Below are 19343 nucleotides of genomic sequence, written 5' to 3'. Positions count from 1 at the left end.
AGAGTGGGAGGGGTGCGTCGAAGTATGAAAATGGGGCAGGCAATGACCATGGGACACAGCCTGGTTTGATACATTCCTTACAATGCAACTAAAGCGGCTCGAGCTGTGGTGGCGGCGGGTCTGGATCCGGCTGCTCGTGCGGCTGATGCGGACACCGTCGGACGCGCGCCCTAACTGGGGTTCGCGGCCAACGCGCGTGCTGTTTCTGCGACACGACCGAGCCGGCGACATGATTCTGTCGACCGGTGTCATGCGCGCCATCGCGTCATCATACCCCACAGTCACGCTCGACGTTCTCGCCTCGCCGATCAACGCGAGTCTCGTCGAAGGCGCCGATTACCTCGCGGAGATCGTTGTCTTCGACAAGAAAAAACTCTCGAGCTACCTGCCTGTAGCACGCCGGCTCAGACGGGCCCGCTACGACGCGGTAATCGATTGCATGGTAACGGCCCCGTCCGTGACGACGCTGCTGCTCATTCTAGCGAGCGGAGCCAGATATCGCGTCGGCATCGCCGGACGCGGCAATGACTCGGCGTTCAATGTTACCGTTCCCAACGATGCGCCCGCTGGAACGCACATGGTCGATCGATTGGCTGAGCTTGCGCGTGCGTTCGACGTCCAGCTCGATGCGCAGAGTCGTCAGCCGGCGCTCACGGCCACGCCGAGCGAGCGAGAATGGGCATCCTCCGTCTGGGGCGACCTCGGCTCTCACTCCTCGGCGCTGATCAACATCTCCGCTGGCGGATCGGATCGGATCTGGCCCGACGAGCGTTACGTCGCCGTCATGCGCCACATCCACGAACTATCGCCGTCGGCGGTCATCAAGGTGATCGCGTCTCCTGCCGAGGCGGAGCGAGGTGAGACGATTGCTCGCGACGGTGGCGGTGCGTTCGTGAACACGAAGGCGATTCGCGATGCCATGGCTCTCGTCGCCACGACGGATTTTGTTTTCACGCCAGACACGAGCATCGCGCACGCCGCGTCGGCGTTTCAGACGCCGGCTGTCGCGATCTATGGTCGGGGCAAGCGCGCAGAATGGGCGCTATATGGAACGATCGGTCGCAGCGTAGAGCACACGGACAAGCTTCCCGATCTCGGAACTGAGCGGGTACTGAAAGCGATCGACGAAGTGTGGGACGAAGCGCAGCTCAGCCGCGATTGACCAGCTGCGCGACGAGTGCTTCCACGGCGCTCGCGTCGGGCACGCTACCCTGAGCGATTCGCGCTGAGCCGCCGCCACGTCCGCCTAATGCTGTCAGACGCTCTTTCAGCAAACGTCCCGCGTCGACGCCAGAATCCTCAGACGAAGCGAACAGTACCGACGGGGGAATCGCGAGCGCGCCGACCACGACGACGTTCGGCATTCCGAGCATGGCCTGCGCGAGCGTCTTGAGTTCATCCATAGAAGCGGCATCGCGAATGACGACCGTCCGCACACCGCGCTCATCGGGGGTCGCCGCGTCGTAGCGCTGCCGCGCGTGAAAGGTCGCGAGCTCCTTCTCGAGTTTCTTGCGCGCGTTATCGCCTTCCTTCAATCGCTCCGCCTGAGCGGTTACGAGCGGTGCAGCGTCGTCGAGCGACGCCGACAACGACGTCGCAATCAACGCCAGCGATTCGTAGTCGCGGCGAGCGCGACGCACGGCGCGCGTTCCGCAGACGAATTCGACGCGCGTCGCCTTGCGAATCTTTTCCACCGACCGGACGAGTACTACGCCAATCTCGGCCGTCGACCGAACGTGGGTGCCACCGCACGCGCTGCGATCCACGCCGTCGATGTTCACGATGCGCAACGTCCCGTCGCGATCCGACGCTTTACGAAGGCCCGTTGCACTCGCCGCGTCTTCGAACGTCACCGACACCGGTCGCGCGTCGCCAACGATCGCATTTGCGCGTGCTTCCGCAGCGACGAGCTGTTGGTGCGACACCGACTCCGAATCAATGTCGAGCGTCGAGTAGTCGGGGCCAAAGTGCACACTCACCGTCTTGAAGCCAAACAGATCCTCGAACACTGCGGACAGGAGGTGTTGGCCAGTGTGCTGTTGCATGTTGTCGAAGCGCCGCGCCCAATCGATCGTCGCGGCAATCTGACCGCCAGCCGTGTTCAACGGCGTTGTGAGCACGTGTGCGATCCGGTCACCCTCGTCGATCACATCGACGACTTCGATGTTGCCGAGTCGACCGAGGTCGTGCGGTTGACCGCCGGAGGTTGGATAGAACGCGGTTTCCTTCAGATACACGCGCGTTCCATCAGCGCTGCGATCGACGACCTCAGCCGCAAAGGATGTGCGGTAGGCGTCGTGATAGTAGAGTCGATCGGTGCTCGTCATGACGTGCTAGAGGCCAATACCAAAATCGAAGGCGAGGAACCAGCGCCGTGACGTTTCGTTGGCGCTGATGTTTCGGAAGAGTCCGATGCGAGGACCGACGAACACGATCGGCCAAACGATCAACTCGCCGCCAATGTACGACTGATTCTGCTTGACCGTCCACGGATCCTTCCACGTACGCAGGCCGGTGGCGGCGAGTCCGAATCCGGAGCCAAAGCCGCCATAGCCGTGCGACACGTACGCGAGCGACGCTCGGCCGCCTGACACGCCGGGTTCGGCAAACAGTGCGAGGTTGCGCGAATGATCTCGGCCGTTCTTCTGCCAGTCCTGGCCAACAACGACGCCGAGGGCGGCGGACGCTTTTTGCGGCGTACCGAAGCGAAGGCCGAGTGCGGGAACGACGTGCGTTCGCGGCATCGTGTCTTCTTTTGCCTGCGCGGCGAGCGTTCGTGCGCTCAGTGCCGCGATCACGACGAATGTCGCGACGATCCGTCGATTGCCCTGCGCTCGGAAATTGGCCGCCCGCATCAGCATGAAATCAATGGATTGGGCGTCACCGCAAGTTGCAAGGGACGACGACGCTACGTTCTCGAAACCTCACCCGCAGTTCACTTGCGGGAATCCGTGCCACGTCGATTGGCTGGGTCATGACCGCAGGCACAGGACAGCCAGGCGCGGGGCCAGTGCGACGCAGCGCGACTTCGATGCCAGCCGAATCCTGTTCGACCGACTCGATGACGATGTCGTAGCCCGCACTCGGTCGCGCACCGAGTCCCGCGACGACGATCATCTCGCGACTGAAATCGATCTCCGGGAGCGACGGCGCGGGAATGAAGGGCCGATTGATCCGCGCCCAGAGCGCGCGCCAATTCGCGGAGTCTCGAACGACTGTTCGTACCGGGTCCACCACGCCGGTGTACGCCGAGAAGCCGCCGTCGCCGTCATGAAGGCGAGTGACGGGCACCGGCCCGCGTTCGGCCGACGGCTGCGCGTCGAGTGATGCGCTCGATCCCACGCAGAGAGCGACGAGGCCTGTGAGAAGCGCGCGGCGCGTCATTCGGTCTGCGCTCGCTGAAAGGCGAAACGTGGCCAATGCTCGCGCGGCACGCTGCGAATTCCCAGAGCGAGGATTGCGCAGGAAATGAAGCCAACGATCGATAGCACGACCAACAGATCGCGACTCGCGGTGATCGCGGCGGTGCGTTTCGCTTCGACGTCGAGCGTGATGCGCAGCAAGCCAATGGCCTTCTGCGGCTCGAGCGTCTTTTCGCCGCGTTCTACGGCGGCGATGTAGTCGCTTCGATCCTTGATGGAATCACTCCCGAGACTCAGCACGCGCAGTTGCATCGCGGCGTAAATCATCCCCGCGAATACGAACAGCAGCACGATGGTAGGAGCAATCAGGAGGAGCTTACGATCGAGGCGCACTCACGTAATTAAGCACAAATGCACCTCGGGCGCGGCGAACATGCGGATGGGGAGGGAACTGCAGCCAACACCGCGACTCACGAGCAGCGCGTTGGCTTCGTTGCACCCAACCTGATAGCGCCCGCGACAGTAGCGACGGCTGAGATGGCCGCCCGGGACGATGACCGGTGTGCCCCACGGAAGCGCGATCTGTCCACCGTGGGTGTGCCCGCAGAGCGCCAACTCGAAGTCCCGGTCGCCGATTTCCGCGAGCACGTCGGGCGAATGCATGAGCACGATTCGCGTCCCGGACACGCCGTCGAGCGCGAGGTCGGCGCGCGGACTGCCGGCGGTCGCGTCGTCCAGCCCGCAGATGACGACGTCGCCGAAAGGCTCGGGAAGTCGCACGTTGCGGTTCGTGAGGACGCGAATTCCCGCGCGTTCGAGTCCCGCTTCGACGAGCGCGTGGTCGCAGTGCAGATCGTGATTGCCGAGCACGGCGTATTTGCCGAGCGGGGCAGGAACGGCCGCGAGTAGCGGCGCAATGCGTTCGATGTCGGCGCCTCGAACGGACACGAAATCGCCGCCGAGTAGCAGGACATCGGGCTGCATGGCGGTGAGCGCAGCGCACGCGTCGGCCAAGGTGCGGCCGTCGGTCATTCCGCCAGCGTGAAAATCCGATGCAAATGCAAGACGGAGCACAGGGCGCGGGCGGTGCGTGGCCGCTCGCTCCGGGCTCAGCGTGATCTCAGAGGTGCGAACGCGGCCCTGGAGCCCGAGCGCGTGAGACGCTCGCGCCGCCCAATTGCCGGGGCGGAGCAGGGTTTCGAATAGGAACTCGATCGACCGTCGGTCTCTCGAGTGACGGCGCTTGTCGGTTTCGGTTGTGGCAAGCGTTACGTCGGTCATTCGTCCTTGGGTTCGTCCACTTCTGCGTCAGCGTCGCTGTCCTGCCCATCAGTATCGGCACTTTGCCGGCCAACCTTTTTTCGAGGCCGGCCGCCCTTTCCCTTGACGGCGTCGGCCTCGAGCATGGCGAGGTACTCTCGCTTGGCGGCGGCGAGCAACTCGCTTTCTGGTCGTTGCTCGCCCGACCGGCGCGCCTTCTCACGCCGATAGTGCTCGAGAGCTGTCGCTCCGCTGTCGCGGGGTCGTATAGGCGACGTAACACGGGGCGGGACGGTGTTCTTGGCTTTGGTCACGGGACAACCACCACGCCAGGAACTGCTATTACCCCCGGAACGATGATCGTTGCCGGTGCCACCCGGTTCGTGTCGAAGGCAAGACGTGCCAGAATGGTCGCCTGACCGGCCGCCACCGCCGTGACGATGCCGTCCTGGTTAACGATAGCGATTCGCGGCTCCAGCGAACGCCACAGGAGCTGCCCTCTCAGGGTGTCCGGCAGATTCACCAGAAGCTGTACCGTCTGGCCAACGGCAAGGGTCGCTTGGTTGGGCGACAGGACGAAGCTGATCGCCGGGGCACCGGCGAAGGAAAGGCCGCCAAGACTGGCGACGAGCGGCGGCGTCGACTGGTCGCAGGCGACAAGGGTCGCTCCCGCGATCGCGAGCGCCAAAACTGGATGCATTCGCATACGGAAATTCTGGACACTATCCATGCCGCCATCGCTAAGAAATGCACATCTCCGATGCGAGTGTTGGTGTGACCAATCAGCTTGCTGCAATGGTCTTATCTCTCGACGCCCATCCGAGCCGTGTCCCTGTCATGCCTGATGCTGACCTTGTTCTTGTCATAGACGACGAGCCCGCGATCCGTCGCGCCGTTCGAGACGCGTTGCGCGAAGTCACCGTGCGCGTCGACGAGGCGGCGAACGGAATCTCCGGCGTCGATGCGGCCACGAGCGGTCGCCCCGATCTCGTCGTCCTCGACCTCGGCTTGCCCGACATGGCCGGCGTCGACGTCTGCCGTGAGATTCGTCAGCGCTCGGCGGTGCCGATCATCGTTCTATCGGCGCGGCACTCCGAGCACGAAAAGGTCGACCTGCTCAATGCGGGGGCCGACGACTACGTCACGAAACCATTCAGTGTCATGGAGCTCGCGGCGCGCGCGAAAGCGCAGATCCGTCGGGCCAAGACACTCGCGGCGGCTACGGGCAGCGCTACACCGGTTGCGATCGGCGGACTCGTGATCGATACGATCTCGCGAAAGGTTTCTCGTGATGGCACGCAGCTTCACCTCACGCCGATTGAGTGGCAGATTCTTGCAACGCTCCTCAGCGCTGCTGGACGCACGCTCACGCACCAGCAGATCTTCGATGCGGTGTGGGGCCGGCAGTTCGGAAGCCCGCAGCAGTACCTCCGCGTGCACATCACGAATCTCCGTCGCAAGATCGAAATGGATCCCGCTGCTCCGCAGATCATCGTCACTGAACCCGGCGTCGGATACCGCGCAGAACTAGCGCGTTGAGTTATGGTACGCCGTCGCGACCTCACGAGCTGGATCGTATGGATCGCGCTGATGGCCATCGTCACCGTGGTGATGGTGCAGATGCGGGACAGTATCGATCAGGTGCATGTGGTGCTCGTGTATCTGCTCGTGATTTTGGGCGCGAGCACGTCGGGCGGGCGAATGTTGGCCATTCCGCTCGCCTGCGTCGGTTTCCTCCTCATCGATTACTATTTTCAGCCGCCGTACGGCCGAATTGGGGACGGTAAGCCGCTCGATTTCGTCGCGCTCGCGGCGTTTCTCGTCACCGCGATCGTCGCGAACCATTTGCTGGTGCGAGCGCAGACGGAAGCCGAGGAAGCCGACCGTCGTGCGGTAGAAATCGCGTCACTCGCGCGGCTCGGGTCTGAAACGCTCAGCGCAGGCCGAGCCGAAGATGCGCTCGCGCGTATCGCGGAGGTGATTCGCTCGACACTCAACGTCACCGAGTGCTCGATCATCGCGTGGGATCGCGAGCGCGGTTTCGGCCCGTCCACCCGTGACGCCGCGAGCACCATCAAGGCCACCGATGAGCCCGTGCTTCTGCGCGCGATCGAGCAGGCCGCGCCTTCGCTCGTACAGCCCTCGGGCGAAGTGCTTCGCGCATCGCTCGGCGAACAGCGGGTAGTGTCGAGCAATGGCGATGGCGTTCAGAAGATCCTGTTTCCGTTGTCGGTGCAGGGGCGCGTCGTCGGCATTCTCACGGTCGCCAACGTCAATGTGGTGGAGCTGGATCCTTCCCAACGGCGCTTTCTCGACGCGATTTCGTATTACGCGGCGCTGGCAGCCGATCGTGTGCGGCTGGTTGCCGAAGCCGAGCACGCCGAGGCGTTGCGCGAGGCGGATCGACTCAAGGACATCGTGCTCGCATCAGTGTCTCACGATCTCCGCACGCCGTTGACGACGATCAAGGCCCTGGCGCAGAGCGAAGGGATGCAGGGAAATCGGTCTGCCGAAGCGATCGAAGAGCAGGCTGATCGCCTGGGTCGGCTCGTCAGCGACTTGCTCGATCTATCGCGACTCAAGGGCGGCGGATTTACGGCCATCCCCGAATTGAACACGGCCGAAGATCTGATTGGCGCCGCGGTTCGTCAGACGCGTGGGCTGTTCAGCGAGCGAACGTTGCGAACGGTCATCGATCTGTCGTCGCCGGCGCTGGTGGGGTACTTCGACTTCTCGCAGTCCCTCCGAGTCCTCTGCAACCTCCTGGAGAACGCGGTCCGGTATTCTCCGCCCGATGAGCCGATCGAGCTTGCGACTCGGCGCGAGGGCACGACGCTCGTTTTCACCGTGTCCGACCGCGGTCCGGGTGTGCGTGAGGAGGATACGAGGAGAATATTCGAGCCGTTCTACAGGGCGAAAACGGCGGCACCGGACGCCGGGCGGGCGGGGTTGGGATTGTCGATTGCGCGGACGCTCGCCGAGATCCAAGGGGGATCGCTTGGATATGTGCCCCGAGCAGGAGGGGGGAGTGTTTTTTCGTTTCAGCTGCCAGCCACGGAGTTGAGGCCAGACGCGTTGGAGCAGCCAGCGTAAGAGCGCACCGGCCGAACAGCGCGACGGCCGAACAGCGCACCGGCCGAACGACGCACCGGCCGAACAGCGCACCGGCCGAACGACGCACCGGCCGAACAGCGCACCGGCCGAACAGCGCACCGGCCGAACAACGCACCGGCCGAACAGCGCACCGGCCGAACGGCGCACCGGCCGAACGACGCACCGGCCGAACAACGCACCGGCCGAACAACGCACCGGCCGAACAACGCACCGGCCGAACAACGCACCGGCCGAACAGCGCACCGGCCGAACAGCGCACCGGCCGAACAGCGCACCGGCCGAACAGCGCACCGGCCGAACGACGCACCGGCCGAACGGCGCACCGGCCGAACGGCGCACCGACGTTAAGGACGCCCGTCGCGGTGTTTGGCCGTCGCGGTGTTTGGCCGTCGCGGTGTTTGGCCGTCGCGGTGTTTGGCCGTCGCGCTCTTCGGCCGCTGCGCTCTTCGGCCGCTGCGCTCTTCGGCCGCTGCGCTCTTCGGCCGCTGCGCTCTTCGGCCGCTGCGCTCTTCAGCTTTTTCGAAGTAACTTCTGGTGTCTCTCTCCTCTCAGATACTATCAGAAATCCGTAACTCGTTGTAAAAAAGACACATACAGAATCGAACCAGCAATGAATCCGATCTTTATCTGATCTTTGTGTGATAGCTATCGACGCCGAGCTGTAGACCAGATACTTTCATTCCACACCGCCGAGTGCCCCCCAAACGTCTCTCGGTGGTGTGAAAAAGACGACAGGAGCTTAGGTGTTCGCGCCATGAGGGGTGGGTGGGAAATCATGCGCGACGCCTGACTCCTGTTCGTCGTTTCTGGAAGGGTAGTTCTGAGTGAGCAATCATCAGGGCTACCCTTCCTCTCGTTTTAGGGTGGCAGCGCCGCGGCTCAGTGCTCGGCGACGAGCGCGCTCTCGGCGAATCCTTTGGTCTGCGACAGCCCTACGATCAGGAGCGCAAAGGCCAGGTAGGCCACCGCCCACTGATAGGGTAGCGTCGAGCCAACCCGCCAGGGCAAGTAGATGCCGCCCGATGGCGTGACCGAATGGATGAACCCGAATAGGGCCAAGACCGAACAGGTCAGGAGGGCGATCGCCGCCGCCTTGACCCTCCGGTCGATCAGGAACGCGACCGCGCCGCCCCAGAGCATCGCCGTCAGAATGAACCCATGGGCGAGCAGGATCATCACGGCGCAGGTGCTGATGAAGTCCGGATTCGTGATGCCAGTTGCCTTCATCGTTCCGGCTGGGTCGATCGCTGCCGACATCAGCGCGCCGTTGTAGACCTGGGACAGGAAGATCTGGACGAGCTGGGCAACCGACGGGAAAATCGCCAGCGTCACCGCTGCGGCGTGTCGCCTCGGGGTGGCCAGGTAACTCTGGTCCGTGATGTCGAGGGCGACGAAGACCAGAATCGGGGCCAGCGCCGGTTTCGGGAGCGCGTCGGCCATGAACGCGATGTACCCAAAGATTCCGCCGAGTCCAATGAAGAGACCCGTGGCGAGCGTATAGCCGGCGCGTCCACCCATCGCCTTGTAGGCGGGATGACCGATGTACGGCGTTGTCTGGCTGACGCCGCCGCACACTCCGGCAATGATCGTTGCGAAGGCCTCGGTGAGCAGAATGTCGCGCGTGTTGTAGTCGTCGCCCGCGAGACGCGCGCTTTCCGTCACATTGATACCGCCAATCACCGTCAGAATCGCGAAGGGCAGCGCGAGCGGGATGTACTCGCGTACCGCGATCGGCATTCCATGCCAAAATCCTAAAGACGGAAGCGGCAGGCCGAGCGGGAAATGCGCCACCGGTACTGTAACGTGGTGAACCGACAGGCCTAGTGCTCCGAGACCGTAGTACAACGCGGCGCCGATCACGACGCTCGCCAGCACTTCGGGGGCGCGATACGGCAGGCGGATCTTTGCTACGAGTGCGTAGACGATCACGCCGAGCGCCATCATGCCGACGATTGGCTCGCCGAAGATCTCGCCCAGCTGCAGAGTGCCGAGCAGCGCGATACCCACGCCGCCGATGGAGCCGAGCAGGCCAGCTTCCGGAATCGCTTTGCGAATCGAGTCGCCGAAGAACGACATGATGAGCTTGAACACGCCCATCAGAACCATCGCCGCCATCCCAACTTGCCAGGCGACGATCGCGGCGTCGTCGACCGACATCTTGGCCTTGGCCGCGAGAAACGCTGGACCGAGGACCGTCAGCGCCATGCCGATCGTCGAAGGAGCATCGAGACCGAGTGGCATGGCCGTCACGTCGGTGCGGCCCGTACGACGAGCGAGGCGAATCGCCATCACCGTGTACACGATGTCGCCGAACATCACGCCGAACGCCGTGCCCGGGAACATGCGCGTGTAGACGAGCGTGGCCGGGAAGCCGAAGCCCGCGACGAGAATTCCCGCGAGCACGGCGAGATTCACGACGTTGTCGAGCATCAAGCCGAAGAAGGCGTTGATGTCGCCCCGCGCTGCCCATCGATACGACGGTGGCGCAGGCGGTCGCAGTGCGGTCGGAGTCACCTCGGCGACGACGCTCATGGCGCACGAAGATAGGATGGCGGACCCTCCCGGGCTACGGTAGGTTTGCCTGTCCTTTCCCACACTTCTTCGAAACTGAGGCGATGATGCGTCATTGTTTGCTCTACGCAGGCGGATTTGAGCGGAATTTCCCGGCGCTCAAAGCCGGCGCGACCACCTTCGAGGGAACCGATGGCGGAACACATCCGCTTCCGGAGATTCCAACGGGCGTCGACGGCGTGCGCGTGAGCTACATGGAGAAGGCGGGCAAGAAGTTCTGCGCCGTGCGCGTGCAGTCGGGCAAGAACGACATCCCGCTCAAGAACGAAGTGCTGCTCGACGCACCCACGCACCTCGGCCATGGTGTTCGGTTCGGTCCGGAGCCGACGGTCGTGACGGACGAAATCATGGCAACGCTTCTCGCCGACATCATGGCGAAGAATCCTGATCAGAAGATGCAACTCGCCAACGCGCGAGCCAGCTTCTCGGTTACGGGTCAGGGTCGCTAGACGTGCGCGCGTTCGGCCGGGTCATCGCACGATGCGCGGCGGGTGCGCTCGTCGCGGGCCCGGCGCTCGCGCAGGTTGCGCCGCAAACCGAATCCGACGCGTACACGCGGTACGAGCTGCTTGCGCCGGGCACGGCGAAGTTCCGCATCATATATGAAGTGACGGCGAATACGGCCGGCGCGACGTACTACTTCAATCCCATTCGGAAGGGGAGCGTCGCCACCGACGAGAGCGTCTTCGATCGGGCGACGGGCAAGCCGTTGGCCTTCGACGTCGTTGGCAGCACGATCGCGCGCGCTGGCGGTGTGCGAAGCAACGACACGACGCAAACGTACATCCGCGTGAAGCTGGCCCGTCCCGTACCACCGGATGGCGGGGAAGCACGCGTGCTCATAGACAAAACGTACGAAGACGCGACGAGTTACTTCGTGCGCGGCGACACGATCGTCTTCACGCGCCCGCTCGGCATCAAGCGCAATTCGGTTGTGCTGCCGAAGGGATACGAGCTCATCTCGAGCAACTATCCGTCGCAAGTACTGCAAGAGCCGGATGGTCGAATCGGCATCAGCTTCTGGAACAACACGCCTGCCGAAGCGCCGGTAACGCTCCGTGCCCGTCCGGTAAATGGCGTCACCGACGGCAAGTCGAGCGTAGCCCGCAGCCGTCTCGACGAACGTGCGCATCAGAATCGAGAGATCGTGTATTTCCTGCAGCAGCCGGAAACGCACGCGTTCGATCTGTATCACGACTACACCGAGTCGCGCGTTGGTACGAGCACGTACATCAACGAAGTGCGCGCCGGTAGCACGGTGTCGAACCCACGCGCTCGCAATCTCGACACGGGCGACGATCTCAAGTGGGAGATCCTCAAGGGCGACGCGATCACGAAAGCGAAGTTGCCCGTTCGCGACGTGACGCCGCAGAGCGAGATCGTGGTGTTTCGCTTCGAGCCCGTGAAGACAGGCGAATCGATCCGGCTGCGGATGTTCGAGACGTATACCGACACCGCGCGCTACAAGCTCGTGAATGACGAGTTGGTCTGGGATCGCAGCTTCGGACGTCCCGCGAACGCTGTCGTGCTGCCCGCTGGATGGGTGCTCACCAACAGCTCGATCCCGGCGACACTGAGCACTCTGCCCGACGGCCGGATGCGTGTGGACTTCATCAATCCGCGTCCCGACGAGATCGCTGTCCTCCTCACGGCCCGTCGGCGAGCGAAGTAAGCTCGGTTCCTAGATCCAGCGGCGCACGCGCCGGCAATAGTCGTCGTATTCCACGCCGAATTCGCGCTGGAGATACGCCTCCTCGCGCGCGATCACCAAGCGTCGAATGGCGAGGAGCACGATTGGCAGCATAAATAGCGGCCAGAGAGAGTTGAACATCGCCGTGACGCCGAGGTAGAGCAGCGACATGCCGGTGTACATCGGGTTTCGAGTAAACCGGTATGGGCCATGTTGAACCAACCGCGATGCCGCTCGAATCGGGACGATTGCCGTATGAGCACGCGCGAACGTGAGCATTCCCGAAGCGGCGAGTGCAACCCCGGCAGTCGCTACGGCGAGCCCGGCAAAACCAAATGGCTTTGACGCCCACACCGGAACGATCGAGATCGGTCGGATCCACCGACCGATGAACAGGGCCGCGATAAAACCAACAACGAAGTAAAGCGGAGGCGGAATCCACACGCCCGGGCCACGCGAGTTCATGTCAGCCATGATCAACCCTGGCTGTCGTGGGCGGCGCTGTCAAACGAAGATTTTGACATCCCGCTCGACCCTTGACCCTAACACCGGTTGGCGGCACACTCGATGACTCTCGATTCCGTCCTGCCGTGGAGGCGTCATGTTCCGCCAAGCCAATGCTGTGCGAGCGACGCTCGCGCTCGCGATTCTCGTTGCCGTTCGCCCTCAGCCAACGCTCGCTCAATCGTCGGAGCCGATTCGTTTTGCGCGAAACGCCGGCGTCGCGAACGACGGTCGGGTTGCCTTCACCTATCAGGACGACATCTGGGTCGTTGATGCCGACGGGACGAATCCGCACCGATTGACGGTGAACGTGGCGCGCGATTTCTCGCCGCGCTTCTCACCCGACGGCAAGTGGATCGCATTCACGAGCGCGCGCACCGGCAACAACGACGTCTTCATCATGCCATCGACGGGTGGCGAGCCGAAACAGCTCACGTGGTATTCGGGCGACGATCAAGCGCTGTACTGGACGCCCGATGGAAAGGGCGTGGTGATGTCGAGCGCGCGCGGCGCGAACGCCTGGGGTTCACCGCTGTACGTGCAACCGATCGATGGGAGCGTCGCCCGCCCGCTCGGTATGGGCATCGCGCGCGCCGGAATGATGAGTCAGGACGGGTCGATGATCGCGTTCAATCGCAATCTCCCATCCACGTGGCGCAAGGAATATCGTGGCAACGCAGCGGCGAACATCGTCGTGATGAATGTCAGCAATGGCAGCATCAACGAACTGACAAATACGGATCTTTCAAAATTCAAAACGTTCGCCAACAACGTGTTTCCGATGTGGGGCGCGGACGGAATGATCTACTACGCGTCGGAGGTGGATGGCACGTTCAATCTCTGGCGAATGGCGTCAAAGGGTGGCGCGGCGCAGCAGGTAACGAACTTCAAGAGCGGCGGCGTGTTCTTCCCGTCGATTTCGCCAGATGGCAAGCGAATCGTCTTCCAGCACGACTTCGATCTCTATACGGTCGACGTGCCAAACGGAAAGCCGAAGAAGCTCAACCTGTCGCTCGCCTTCGACGCCAAGGACTTCGACATCGACGTCCTCGCTGCGCAGAGTCACGCCGAAGGCTTCAGCATTTCGCCCAGCGGTGAGTACATGGCGGTGGACTATCACGGCGAGATCGTGATCGTGCCAACCGAGCAGGGCGTCGGCGAAAAGACGCAGGTGACAAGCTCGCCCTGGCGCGAACGCGCCGAAGAGTATTCGCCCGACGGTCGCAAGGTCGCGTACATCTCGGACGAGGGCGGCGAACAACAGGTCTGGGTCTACGACATCGCGGCCGGCACTCGAAAAAAGTTGACCACTGCGCCCGGTGACAAGGACAATCTCCTCTGGGCGCCAAACTCGCAGAAGCTCGCGTTTGGATCAGACAACAAGATCCTCGAAGTCGACATTGCCGGAGGACCGCTACGCGAGCTCGCGAAGAATCCTGCTGGCGGTTTCACCGTCTCACAATATTCGGCCGACGGAAACTGGTTGGTCTATAGCCGCCGCGACGACGAGCAGAATTCCGAAGTCTTCCTTTACGACATCAAATCGAAGAAGGAATACAATATCTCTCAAAGCCAGTGGAACGAGTCGAACGGCCAACTCACGCCCGACGGCAAGACATTGGTGTTCGCGTCGAATCGTGATGGTGGGTCGAACCAACTGTTCGCCGTATCGCTAGCGCGCATGACCGAGGACCCGAACGATCCGCTGGTACGCGAACGTAACCGACGCGCGACCGGCGCAGCCGGCGGACGTGGCAATGCAGTCACGGTGCGAGGAGCAGAAGGCGACGGTGCCGGCGCGCCGGTGTCGATCAGCGTCGATCTCAAGGGCATTGATCGCCGCGCCGTTCAACTCACGCGCGGAACGTCGGGCGTCGGATCGTACTTTCTTTCGCGCGATGGACGCACGGTGTATTACTCCGTCGGAGGAGGATTCGGCGGACGCGGTGGCGGCGGTGGTCGTGGCGCCGCCGGGGCCGATGCATCGCAGAACGGCCTGTATTCGGTGAGCATCGACGGCCGCGATCGTCGTCGCATCGCGGCGGGAACGTTTGCCGGCATGCAGCCAACTGCCGACCGTCGCGCAGTGTACTTTCGCGGTCAGGTGCGCGCGCCGGCGGAAGACGCGCCGCCGCAGGGCCGAGGCGGTGCTCCCGCGGTCGTCGGCTTCCCAATTGAGCGACTAACGATCGGCGCAGGTGCTCCCGCGGGTGGCGGTCGCGCTACGCAGGCCGGCGCACCGGCCGCGTCGGCAGGTGAGCAGGTCAACTTCAACTTCAACGTGAAGGTCGATCGTCGCGACGAGTGGAAGCAGATTCTCGACGAGTCGTACCGCGTCATGAAATACCGCTACTACGATCCGCAGATGCACGGCAAGGATTGGGCGGCGATCTACGCGCGGTATTCGCCGCTGCTCAAGTACGCCGGCACGAACGAAGACGTATACGACATCGCCAACGCGATGATCGGCGAACTGAGTTCGTCGCACACGGGTGTGAGCGGACCATCGAGCGTCAACGTGCCACGCGCGTACACCACGCGCTACCTCGGCTTCGAGATGGAGCCGTCAAACGGCAAGTATCGCGTGTCGCATGTCTATCGTGACGGCCCGGCCGACAAGGACTGGATCGACATCAGCAACGGCGACTACGTGCTCGCCGTCGATGGTCAGGATGTGAAAGCGGGCGACGACTACTGGAAGATCCTGAGTCAGACCGAAAATGAATACGTTCCCGTGAAGGTCTCGAAGACGGCCGACGGCGCGAACGCCAAGACGTTCCGTATCGCGACGGTCACCAACCTCACGAACATCAAGTACGAGGAGTGGGTCGAGAACAATCGCGATTCCGTCGACAAGGCGACGAATGGCCAGATCGCCTACGTGCACATTCGCGCGATGGATCAACCGTCGCTGGAACGCTTCCAGAACGAAATCGATCGCTTCTGGCAAAAGAAGGGCATCATCGTCGACATCCGGAACAATGGCGGCGGTAACATCGACCAGGAGCTTCTCGATATTCTCGAACGCCAGCCATATCAGTTCTGGAATAACCGAAATGGCTCACGAACCTGGGGCCGCCGTCCGCGTCAGGCGATCGTCGGACCGAAGGTCATGATGACGAACTACCGCTCAGTGTCCGACGCCGAAGTCACGCCCGCCGGCTTCAAGCAACTCGGACTCGGCAAGGTCGTCGGCAATCCTACATCGGCGCAGGTGATCGCAACCGGCAGCTACAACCTCATCAACGGCGGTACGATCCGAACGCCGGGCTCGTTGGTCGTCACGTGGGATCCGTCGAAGCCGAACAACTACGGCGTCGATCTCGAGAACTACGGCGTACCGCCGGACGTGTGGGTCAAGAACTCCCCCGCCGACGATGCGAAGGGTTTCGATCACGAACTCAAGGTCGCGATCGAAGAGGTGCTCAAGATGTTGAAGGCCGCCCCAAAGGTCGCTTCCTTTTGATCCGAGAGCGGGACAGACTTCGGAGTCGCTTTCACGTCGAGTGTATTCGATGACAGACTTCAAGAAACCGAACGACGACGAGCTCAAGAGCAAGCTCACGCCGTTGCAATACCAGGTCACGCAGCACGAAGGAACAGAGCGGCCGTTTCAGAACGCATACTGGGACAACCACGAAGCCGGCATCTATGTCGATGTCGTCTCCGGCGAGCCGCTCTTCAGTTCACTCGACAAGTTCGATTCCGGCACCGGTTGGCCGAGCTTTACCAAACCACTGGTGCCGGACAATGTCACGACGAAAACCGATCGCAGTCTGTTCATGTCGCGCACCGAAGTGCGCTCTGCGCACGCGGACTCGCACCTCGGTCATCTCTTCGACGACGGCCCCAAGCCGACCGGCCAACGGTACTGCATGAACTCTGCGTCGATGCGTTTCATTCCAGTATCCAAGCTCGCCGAGGAAGGATATGGCGAGTACTTGTCGCTTTTCGAAGACGCGAAGAAGTAGCTAGTGAAAATCGGGATCGTTGGCGGCGGCGCGATCGGCAGCTACCACGCCGGCCTGTTGAGCCGCGCCGGAACGTCGGTCCGCCTCGTCACGCGCGGAGATCATCTGGCCGCGATCAACGAGCGCGGACTCGAGGTTCGTACGCCAGATGAAAAGTTCGTTGAAAAGATCGACGCAACGAGCGATGGCGCGCGCGTCGCGGACTGTGACTACGTCATCGTCGCGGTCAAAGGCTATTCTCTCCCAGACGTCGCGCCCGATCTCGCCGCCGCCGCGAAGAACGGCGCAGCCGTCGTACCGCTGCTCAACGGCGTCGACGTGGCCGAGCGCCTCGAAGGGCTCGGCGTACCGCGTGCGTCGATCATCGGCGGGCTCGCCGCCGTCAGCGTATTTCGCATCGCCCCCGGCGTGATCGAACGTCGCAGTCCATTCGATCGCATTGTTCTCGGCGAGCTCGATCGCGTTTCGCGCGACCGTACGACGCGGCTCGTCGAAGCACTCGCGGCTGGCGGAACCGCGGCACGCGTGAGCGACGACATGCCGCTCGATCTCTGGCGCAAGTTCGCGTTCATCGTTCCGATGACAGTCGTCTCAGGTCTTTCTCGACGCCCAGTCGGTCCGTCACTCGCCAGTGAACGCGGTCGCGCCCTGCTCCTCGGTTCTCTCGCCGAGATCGTTGCGGTGAGTCGAGCAGGCAACGCGCCACTCGGTGAAGAGGATGCGGAACGATTGCGCACCGACCTTCTTGCTCTGCAACCGGGAACGCGTCCGAGTTTCCTCGCCGATTTGGAGCGCGGTGGTCCGACCGAACTCGATCTTCTCGCAGCAGCGGTCTGCCGGCTTGGGCGTAAAGCAGGAATCCCCACGCCTATTCACGACGTCGCCTCCGCGGCGTTCGAAGCCGCAACAAGCCAGGCGTGAGCGGGCGCTAGTCGCGCGTCCGCCCACGCCCCGTCAACATCAGATTCCTGGTGGCGGCGGCGGCGGTCCGCCTCCTCGGCGTCCACCCATCATCGGTCCGCCCGGCGCCTGCGGAATGCAGCCGTCCGCGATCTGCGACGCCGTCAGCAGCTTGACGGCGGATTCAGCGAATTCCTTTCGTGCTGGCGCGAGCGCATCGTTGATCGACTTCCCCTGTTCCATGATCGCGCGAACCTCTTCCGGCGTCTTGCCCGCTTCGCGCGCGGCACGACTGGCTTCCATGATCGCGCGCAGGCTGTCGAGCGACGACTTGTGCGCCGCAAAATACGCGTCGCTCAGCGACTTGACCTGGGTCTTCTGAACATCGGTGAGCGAGTCCGCGGTCTGAGCGCACCGCATCATCCCACCTGGAGGTCCGCCGCGTCCCGGCCCTCCTGCGCGGCGGCCGCCGCCCTGCGCGTGAACGGAGTGCGTCGTAGCGACCAGCGCGATCGCGGCGACAGCAAGTGACATGCTTCGCATCGGTATCCTCGTGCGTGTTGGTGTACCCATGACTGACACTCATCCGCGGCAGAGCATTCCATCTTCGCGCTATCTTAGTGCCATGCCCGCCAGCCCGAGCCGTGCGCCGGAGTCGCCGACATCGACGTATGCCTGGTACGTCGTTGCCGTTCTGACGCTGGCAAACATCAGCGGCTACGTCGATCGACAGATTCTCGTCGCGCTCGTTGGGCCGATCGAACGAGAGTTCGGCATTTCCGACGTTCAGATGAGTTATCTGATCGGACTTGGCTTCGCGCTCTTCTATTCGATCCTCGGCTTTCCGATTGCGAGGTTGGCCGACCGATCGAATCGGCGGAACATCATGGCGTCGGGCGTCACGCTGTGGAGCGTGTTCACCGCGCTCTGTGCCACCGCACAAACGTATGGCCGGCTGTTGTTCTTCCGAATCGGCGTCGGCGTCGGTGAAGCAACGATCAATGCGCCGAGCGTCTCGCTGCTTGCCGACTACTTCCCGAGCGAGCGACGCAGCAGAGCACTGAGCGTATACTCATTAGGAATCTTCCTCGGTTCCGGCATCGGGTATTTCATTGGCGGGTGGGTCGTACAGCTCGTAGGCGTGCACGAGTCGTGGACAGTCCCGGTGATCGGCAACATCCGTCCCTGGCAATCCGCGTTTCTCGTTGTTGGCCTTCCCGGGCTTCTCATTGCACTCCTTCTGCTCACGGTGCGAGAGCCACGTCGCTCCGGCTCCGTGTCGACCGTGCGCGTTCCGTTGAGTGATTTCATCGCGTATGTGCGCGCCAACCGACGCGCCTTCGCCACGCATGCACTCGGATTCGCGCTGGCTGGCACCGTGAATCTCGGGATCGCGGCATGGTTGCCAACGTTTTTCCGGCGGACGTACGGCTGGGAAGAGGCTGCGGCGCTTCGCGTTCAAGGCCTACTCACGATGACCATCGGCGTCGTCGCCGTTGTTGCCGGAGGTTGGACGTCGGATTGGTTCGTTCGCCGCGGCAAGGTGGATGGACCATTTCGCGTCGGGATGATCGCCGCGGTCGGCATGCTTGCGTCGGCTACTGTGTACCCACTCATGCCAACGGCCACGCTCGCGATTGTCGGACTCGCTGTCGTGAATTTCTTTGCAGCATTTCCCTTCGGTGCGGCAGCGGCAGCCGCGTCAGAGATGGTTCCACCGCCACTGCGTGCCCAAGGTGCCGCGCTCTACTTCCTCACGCTGAACCTGATCTCCGGAACGCTCGGCCCAACGTCCGTCGCGCTGTTCAACGACCACGTGTTTGGTCGCGCGCAGGTGCGCTATTCCCTCGTTGTCGTCCCCGCGATCGGAATGACCATGACACTCGTGCTGCTCGCCGCAGGGCTCGGCGCCTACCGGAACACGCTCGCGTATCGAGAGCAATGGATGCGCGAGCAATGATCGCCGTCTGA

Annotated in this window: 18 protein-coding genes and 1 pseudogene; 9 read left to right on the top strand and 10 right to left on the bottom strand. The window is 62.9% G+C overall.

What is annotated here, in order from left to right; genetic code table 11:
- Positions 1-82: 82 nt before the first annotated feature.
- Positions 83-1162, top strand: a complete 1080-nt coding sequence (locus AC6H4Z_RS23575; RefSeq protein WP_497544421.1) for a glycosyltransferase family 9 protein — start codon at positions 83-85, stop codon at positions 1160-1162.
- Here the strand turns inward: AC6H4Z_RS23575 and AC6H4Z_RS23570 are convergent.
- Genes AC6H4Z_RS23570 through AC6H4Z_RS23540 form a run of 7 tightly spaced genes read right to left on the bottom strand, consistent with a single transcriptional unit; the run spans position 1149 to position 5352 of the window.
- Positions 1149-2327, bottom strand: a complete 1179-nt coding sequence (locus tag AC6H4Z_RS23570) for an alanyl-tRNA editing protein (protein ID WP_497544420.1) — start codon at positions 2325-2327, stop codon at positions 1149-1151. The genes AC6H4Z_RS23575 and AC6H4Z_RS23570 overlap by 14 nt on opposite strands.
- A 6-nt stretch (positions 2328-2333) precedes the next feature.
- On the bottom strand, positions 2334-2855 hold the full coding sequence (locus AC6H4Z_RS23565; protein WP_497544419.1) for a hypothetical protein: 522 nt from the start codon (positions 2853-2855) through the stop codon (positions 2334-2336).
- A gap of 25 nt (positions 2856-2880) precedes the next feature.
- Positions 2881-3384, bottom strand: coding sequence for a protease complex subunit PrcB family protein (locus AC6H4Z_RS23560; protein ID WP_497544418.1), 504 nt, complete (start codon positions 3382-3384; stop codon positions 2881-2883).
- On the bottom strand, positions 3381-3755 hold the full coding sequence (locus tag AC6H4Z_RS23555) for a hypothetical protein (RefSeq protein ID WP_497544417.1): 375 nt from the start codon (positions 3753-3755) through the stop codon (positions 3381-3383). The genes AC6H4Z_RS23560 and AC6H4Z_RS23555 overlap by 4 nt, the downstream gene beginning before the upstream one ends.
- A complete protein-coding gene (locus AC6H4Z_RS23550; RefSeq protein ID WP_497544416.1) occupies positions 3756-4643 on the bottom strand; it encodes a metallophosphoesterase in 888 nt (295 codons plus the stop codon).
- A complete protein-coding gene (locus AC6H4Z_RS23545) occupies positions 4640-4936 on the bottom strand; it encodes a hypothetical protein (protein WP_497544415.1) in 297 nt (98 codons plus the stop codon). The genes AC6H4Z_RS23550 and AC6H4Z_RS23545 overlap by 4 nt, the downstream gene beginning before the upstream one ends.
- A complete protein-coding gene (locus tag AC6H4Z_RS23540; RefSeq protein ID WP_497544414.1) occupies positions 4933-5352 on the bottom strand; it encodes an Ig-like domain-containing protein in 420 nt (139 codons plus the stop codon). The genes AC6H4Z_RS23545 and AC6H4Z_RS23540 overlap by 4 nt, the downstream gene beginning before the upstream one ends.
- A gap of 107 nt (positions 5353-5459) precedes the next feature.
- Between AC6H4Z_RS23540 and AC6H4Z_RS23535 the strand changes: the two genes are divergently transcribed.
- Complete coding sequence (locus AC6H4Z_RS23535) at positions 5460-6161, top strand: response regulator (protein ID WP_497544413.1); 702 nt, start codon at positions 5460-5462, stop codon at positions 6159-6161.
- A gap of 3 nt (positions 6162-6164) precedes the next feature.
- Complete coding sequence (locus AC6H4Z_RS23530) at positions 6165-7715, top strand: ATP-binding protein (protein WP_497544412.1); 1551 nt, start codon at positions 6165-6167, stop codon at positions 7713-7715.
- Positions 7716-8615: 900 nt separating this feature from the next.
- On the opposite strand, the gene AC6H4Z_RS23525 is transcribed toward AC6H4Z_RS23530, so the two are convergent.
- Positions 8616-10268 carry a SulP family inorganic anion transporter gene (locus AC6H4Z_RS23525; RefSeq protein WP_497544411.1) on the bottom strand — a complete coding sequence of 551 codons (1653 nt, stop codon included), beginning with the start codon at positions 10266-10268 and terminating at the stop codon, positions 8616-8618.
- An 83-nt stretch (positions 10269-10351) separates the two neighbouring features.
- On the opposite strand from AC6H4Z_RS23525, the gene AC6H4Z_RS23520 reads away from it, so the two are divergent.
- Together AC6H4Z_RS23520 and AC6H4Z_RS23515 are read left to right on the top strand one after the other, a co-directional pair.
- On the top strand, positions 10352-10756 hold the full coding sequence (locus AC6H4Z_RS23520) for a hypothetical protein (RefSeq protein WP_497544410.1): 405 nt from the start codon (positions 10352-10354) through the stop codon (positions 10754-10756).
- 2 nt (positions 10757-10758) lie between these two features.
- Positions 10759-11979, top strand: a complete 1221-nt coding sequence (locus AC6H4Z_RS23515; protein ID WP_497544409.1) for a hypothetical protein — start codon at positions 10759-10761, stop codon at positions 11977-11979.
- Between the two features lie 9 nt (positions 11980-11988).
- Here AC6H4Z_RS23515 and AC6H4Z_RS23510 read toward each other — a convergent pair whose 3' ends face one another.
- On the bottom strand, positions 11989-12471 hold the full coding sequence (locus tag AC6H4Z_RS23510) for a methyltransferase family protein (RefSeq protein ID WP_497544408.1): 483 nt from the start codon (positions 12469-12471) through the stop codon (positions 11989-11991).
- 127 nt (positions 12472-12598) lie between these two features.
- Here AC6H4Z_RS23510 and AC6H4Z_RS23505 point away from each other — a divergent pair, with 127 nt between their 5' ends.
- The 3 genes and pseudogenes from AC6H4Z_RS23505 to AC6H4Z_RS23495 all read left to right on the top strand — a co-directional run bounded on the left by AC6H4Z_RS23505 (position 12599) and on the right by AC6H4Z_RS23495 (position 17393).
- Entirely contained in the window at positions 12599-15967 is a 3369-nt protein-coding gene (locus AC6H4Z_RS23505) for a S41 family peptidase (protein WP_497544407.1), read from the top strand.
- A 64-nt stretch (positions 15968-16031) separates the two neighbouring features.
- Positions 16032-16472, top strand: a pseudogene (gene msrB / locus AC6H4Z_RS23500) (peptide-methionine (R)-S-oxide reductase MsrB); the annotation flags it as partial.
- Positions 16473-16475: 3 nt separating this feature from the next.
- Complete coding sequence (locus AC6H4Z_RS23495) at positions 16476-17393, top strand: ketopantoate reductase family protein (RefSeq protein ID WP_497544406.1); 918 nt, start codon at positions 16476-16478, stop codon at positions 17391-17393.
- 39 nt (positions 17394-17432) lie between these two features.
- On the opposite strand, the gene AC6H4Z_RS23490 is transcribed toward AC6H4Z_RS23495, so the two are convergent.
- A complete protein-coding gene (locus AC6H4Z_RS23490; RefSeq protein WP_497544405.1) occupies positions 17433-17915 on the bottom strand; it encodes a hypothetical protein in 483 nt (160 codons plus the stop codon).
- A gap of 82 nt (positions 17916-17997) precedes the next feature.
- On the opposite strand from AC6H4Z_RS23490, the gene AC6H4Z_RS23485 reads away from it, so the two are divergent.
- Positions 17998-19332 (top strand): spinster family MFS transporter, encoded by a 1335-nt coding sequence (locus AC6H4Z_RS23485; RefSeq protein WP_497544404.1) that lies wholly within the window; start codon positions 17998-18000, stop codon positions 19330-19332.
- Positions 19333-19343 lie beyond the last annotated feature (11 nt).

It is taken from the genome of Leucogemmata humicola (assembly GCF_055379415.1).
The sequence above is the reverse complement of the archived record's forward strand: the minus strand, read 5'-3'. Positions and strand labels throughout refer to the sequence as shown.

What these genes read in the sequence shown, in the direction of transcription:
- AC6H4Z_RS23575 (WP_497544421.1), top strand. Translation starts at nt 83, where the DNA reads ATGCAACTAAAGCGGCTCGAGCTGTGGTGGCGGCGGGTCTGGATCCGG.
- AC6H4Z_RS23570 (WP_497544420.1), bottom strand. Translation starts at nt 2,327, where the DNA reads ATGACGAGCACCGATCGACTCTACTATCACGACGCCTACCGCACATCC.
- AC6H4Z_RS23565 (WP_497544419.1), bottom strand. Translation starts at nt 2,855, where the DNA reads ATGCGGGCGGCCAATTTCCGAGCGCAGGGCAATCGACGGATCGTCGCG.
- AC6H4Z_RS23560 (WP_497544418.1), bottom strand. Translation starts at nt 3,384, where the DNA reads ATGACGCGCCGCGCGCTTCTCACAGGCCTCGTCGCTCTCTGCGTGGGA.
- AC6H4Z_RS23550 (WP_497544416.1), bottom strand. Translation starts at nt 4,643, where the DNA reads ATGACCGACGTAACGCTTGCCACAACCGAAACCGACAAGCGCCGTCAC.
- AC6H4Z_RS23540 (WP_497544414.1), bottom strand. Translation starts at nt 5,352, where the DNA reads ATGGATAGTGTCCAGAATTTCCGTATGCGAATGCATCCAGTTTTGGCG.
- AC6H4Z_RS23535 (WP_497544413.1), top strand. Translation starts at nt 5,460, where the DNA reads ATGCCTGATGCTGACCTTGTTCTTGTCATAGACGACGAGCCCGCGATC.
- AC6H4Z_RS23530 (WP_497544412.1), top strand. Translation starts at nt 6,165, where the DNA reads ATGGTACGCCGTCGCGACCTCACGAGCTGGATCGTATGGATCGCGCTG.
- AC6H4Z_RS23525 (WP_497544411.1), bottom strand. Translation starts at nt 10,268, where the DNA reads ATGAGCGTCGTCGCCGAGGTGACTCCGACCGCACTGCGACCGCCTGCG.
- AC6H4Z_RS23520 (WP_497544410.1), top strand. Translation starts at nt 10,352, where the DNA reads ATGATGCGTCATTGTTTGCTCTACGCAGGCGGATTTGAGCGGAATTTC.
- AC6H4Z_RS23510 (WP_497544408.1), bottom strand. Translation starts at nt 12,471, where the DNA reads ATGGCTGACATGAACTCGCGTGGCCCGGGCGTGTGGATTCCGCCTCCG.
- AC6H4Z_RS23505 (WP_497544407.1), top strand. Translation starts at nt 12,599, where the DNA reads ATGTTCCGCCAAGCCAATGCTGTGCGAGCGACGCTCGCGCTCGCGATT.
- AC6H4Z_RS23490 (WP_497544405.1), bottom strand. Translation starts at nt 17,915, where the DNA reads ATGCGAAGCATGTCACTTGCTGTCGCCGCGATCGCGCTGGTCGCTACG.
- AC6H4Z_RS23485 (WP_497544404.1), top strand. Translation starts at nt 17,998, where the DNA reads ATGCCCGCCAGCCCGAGCCGTGCGCCGGAGTCGCCGACATCGACGTAT.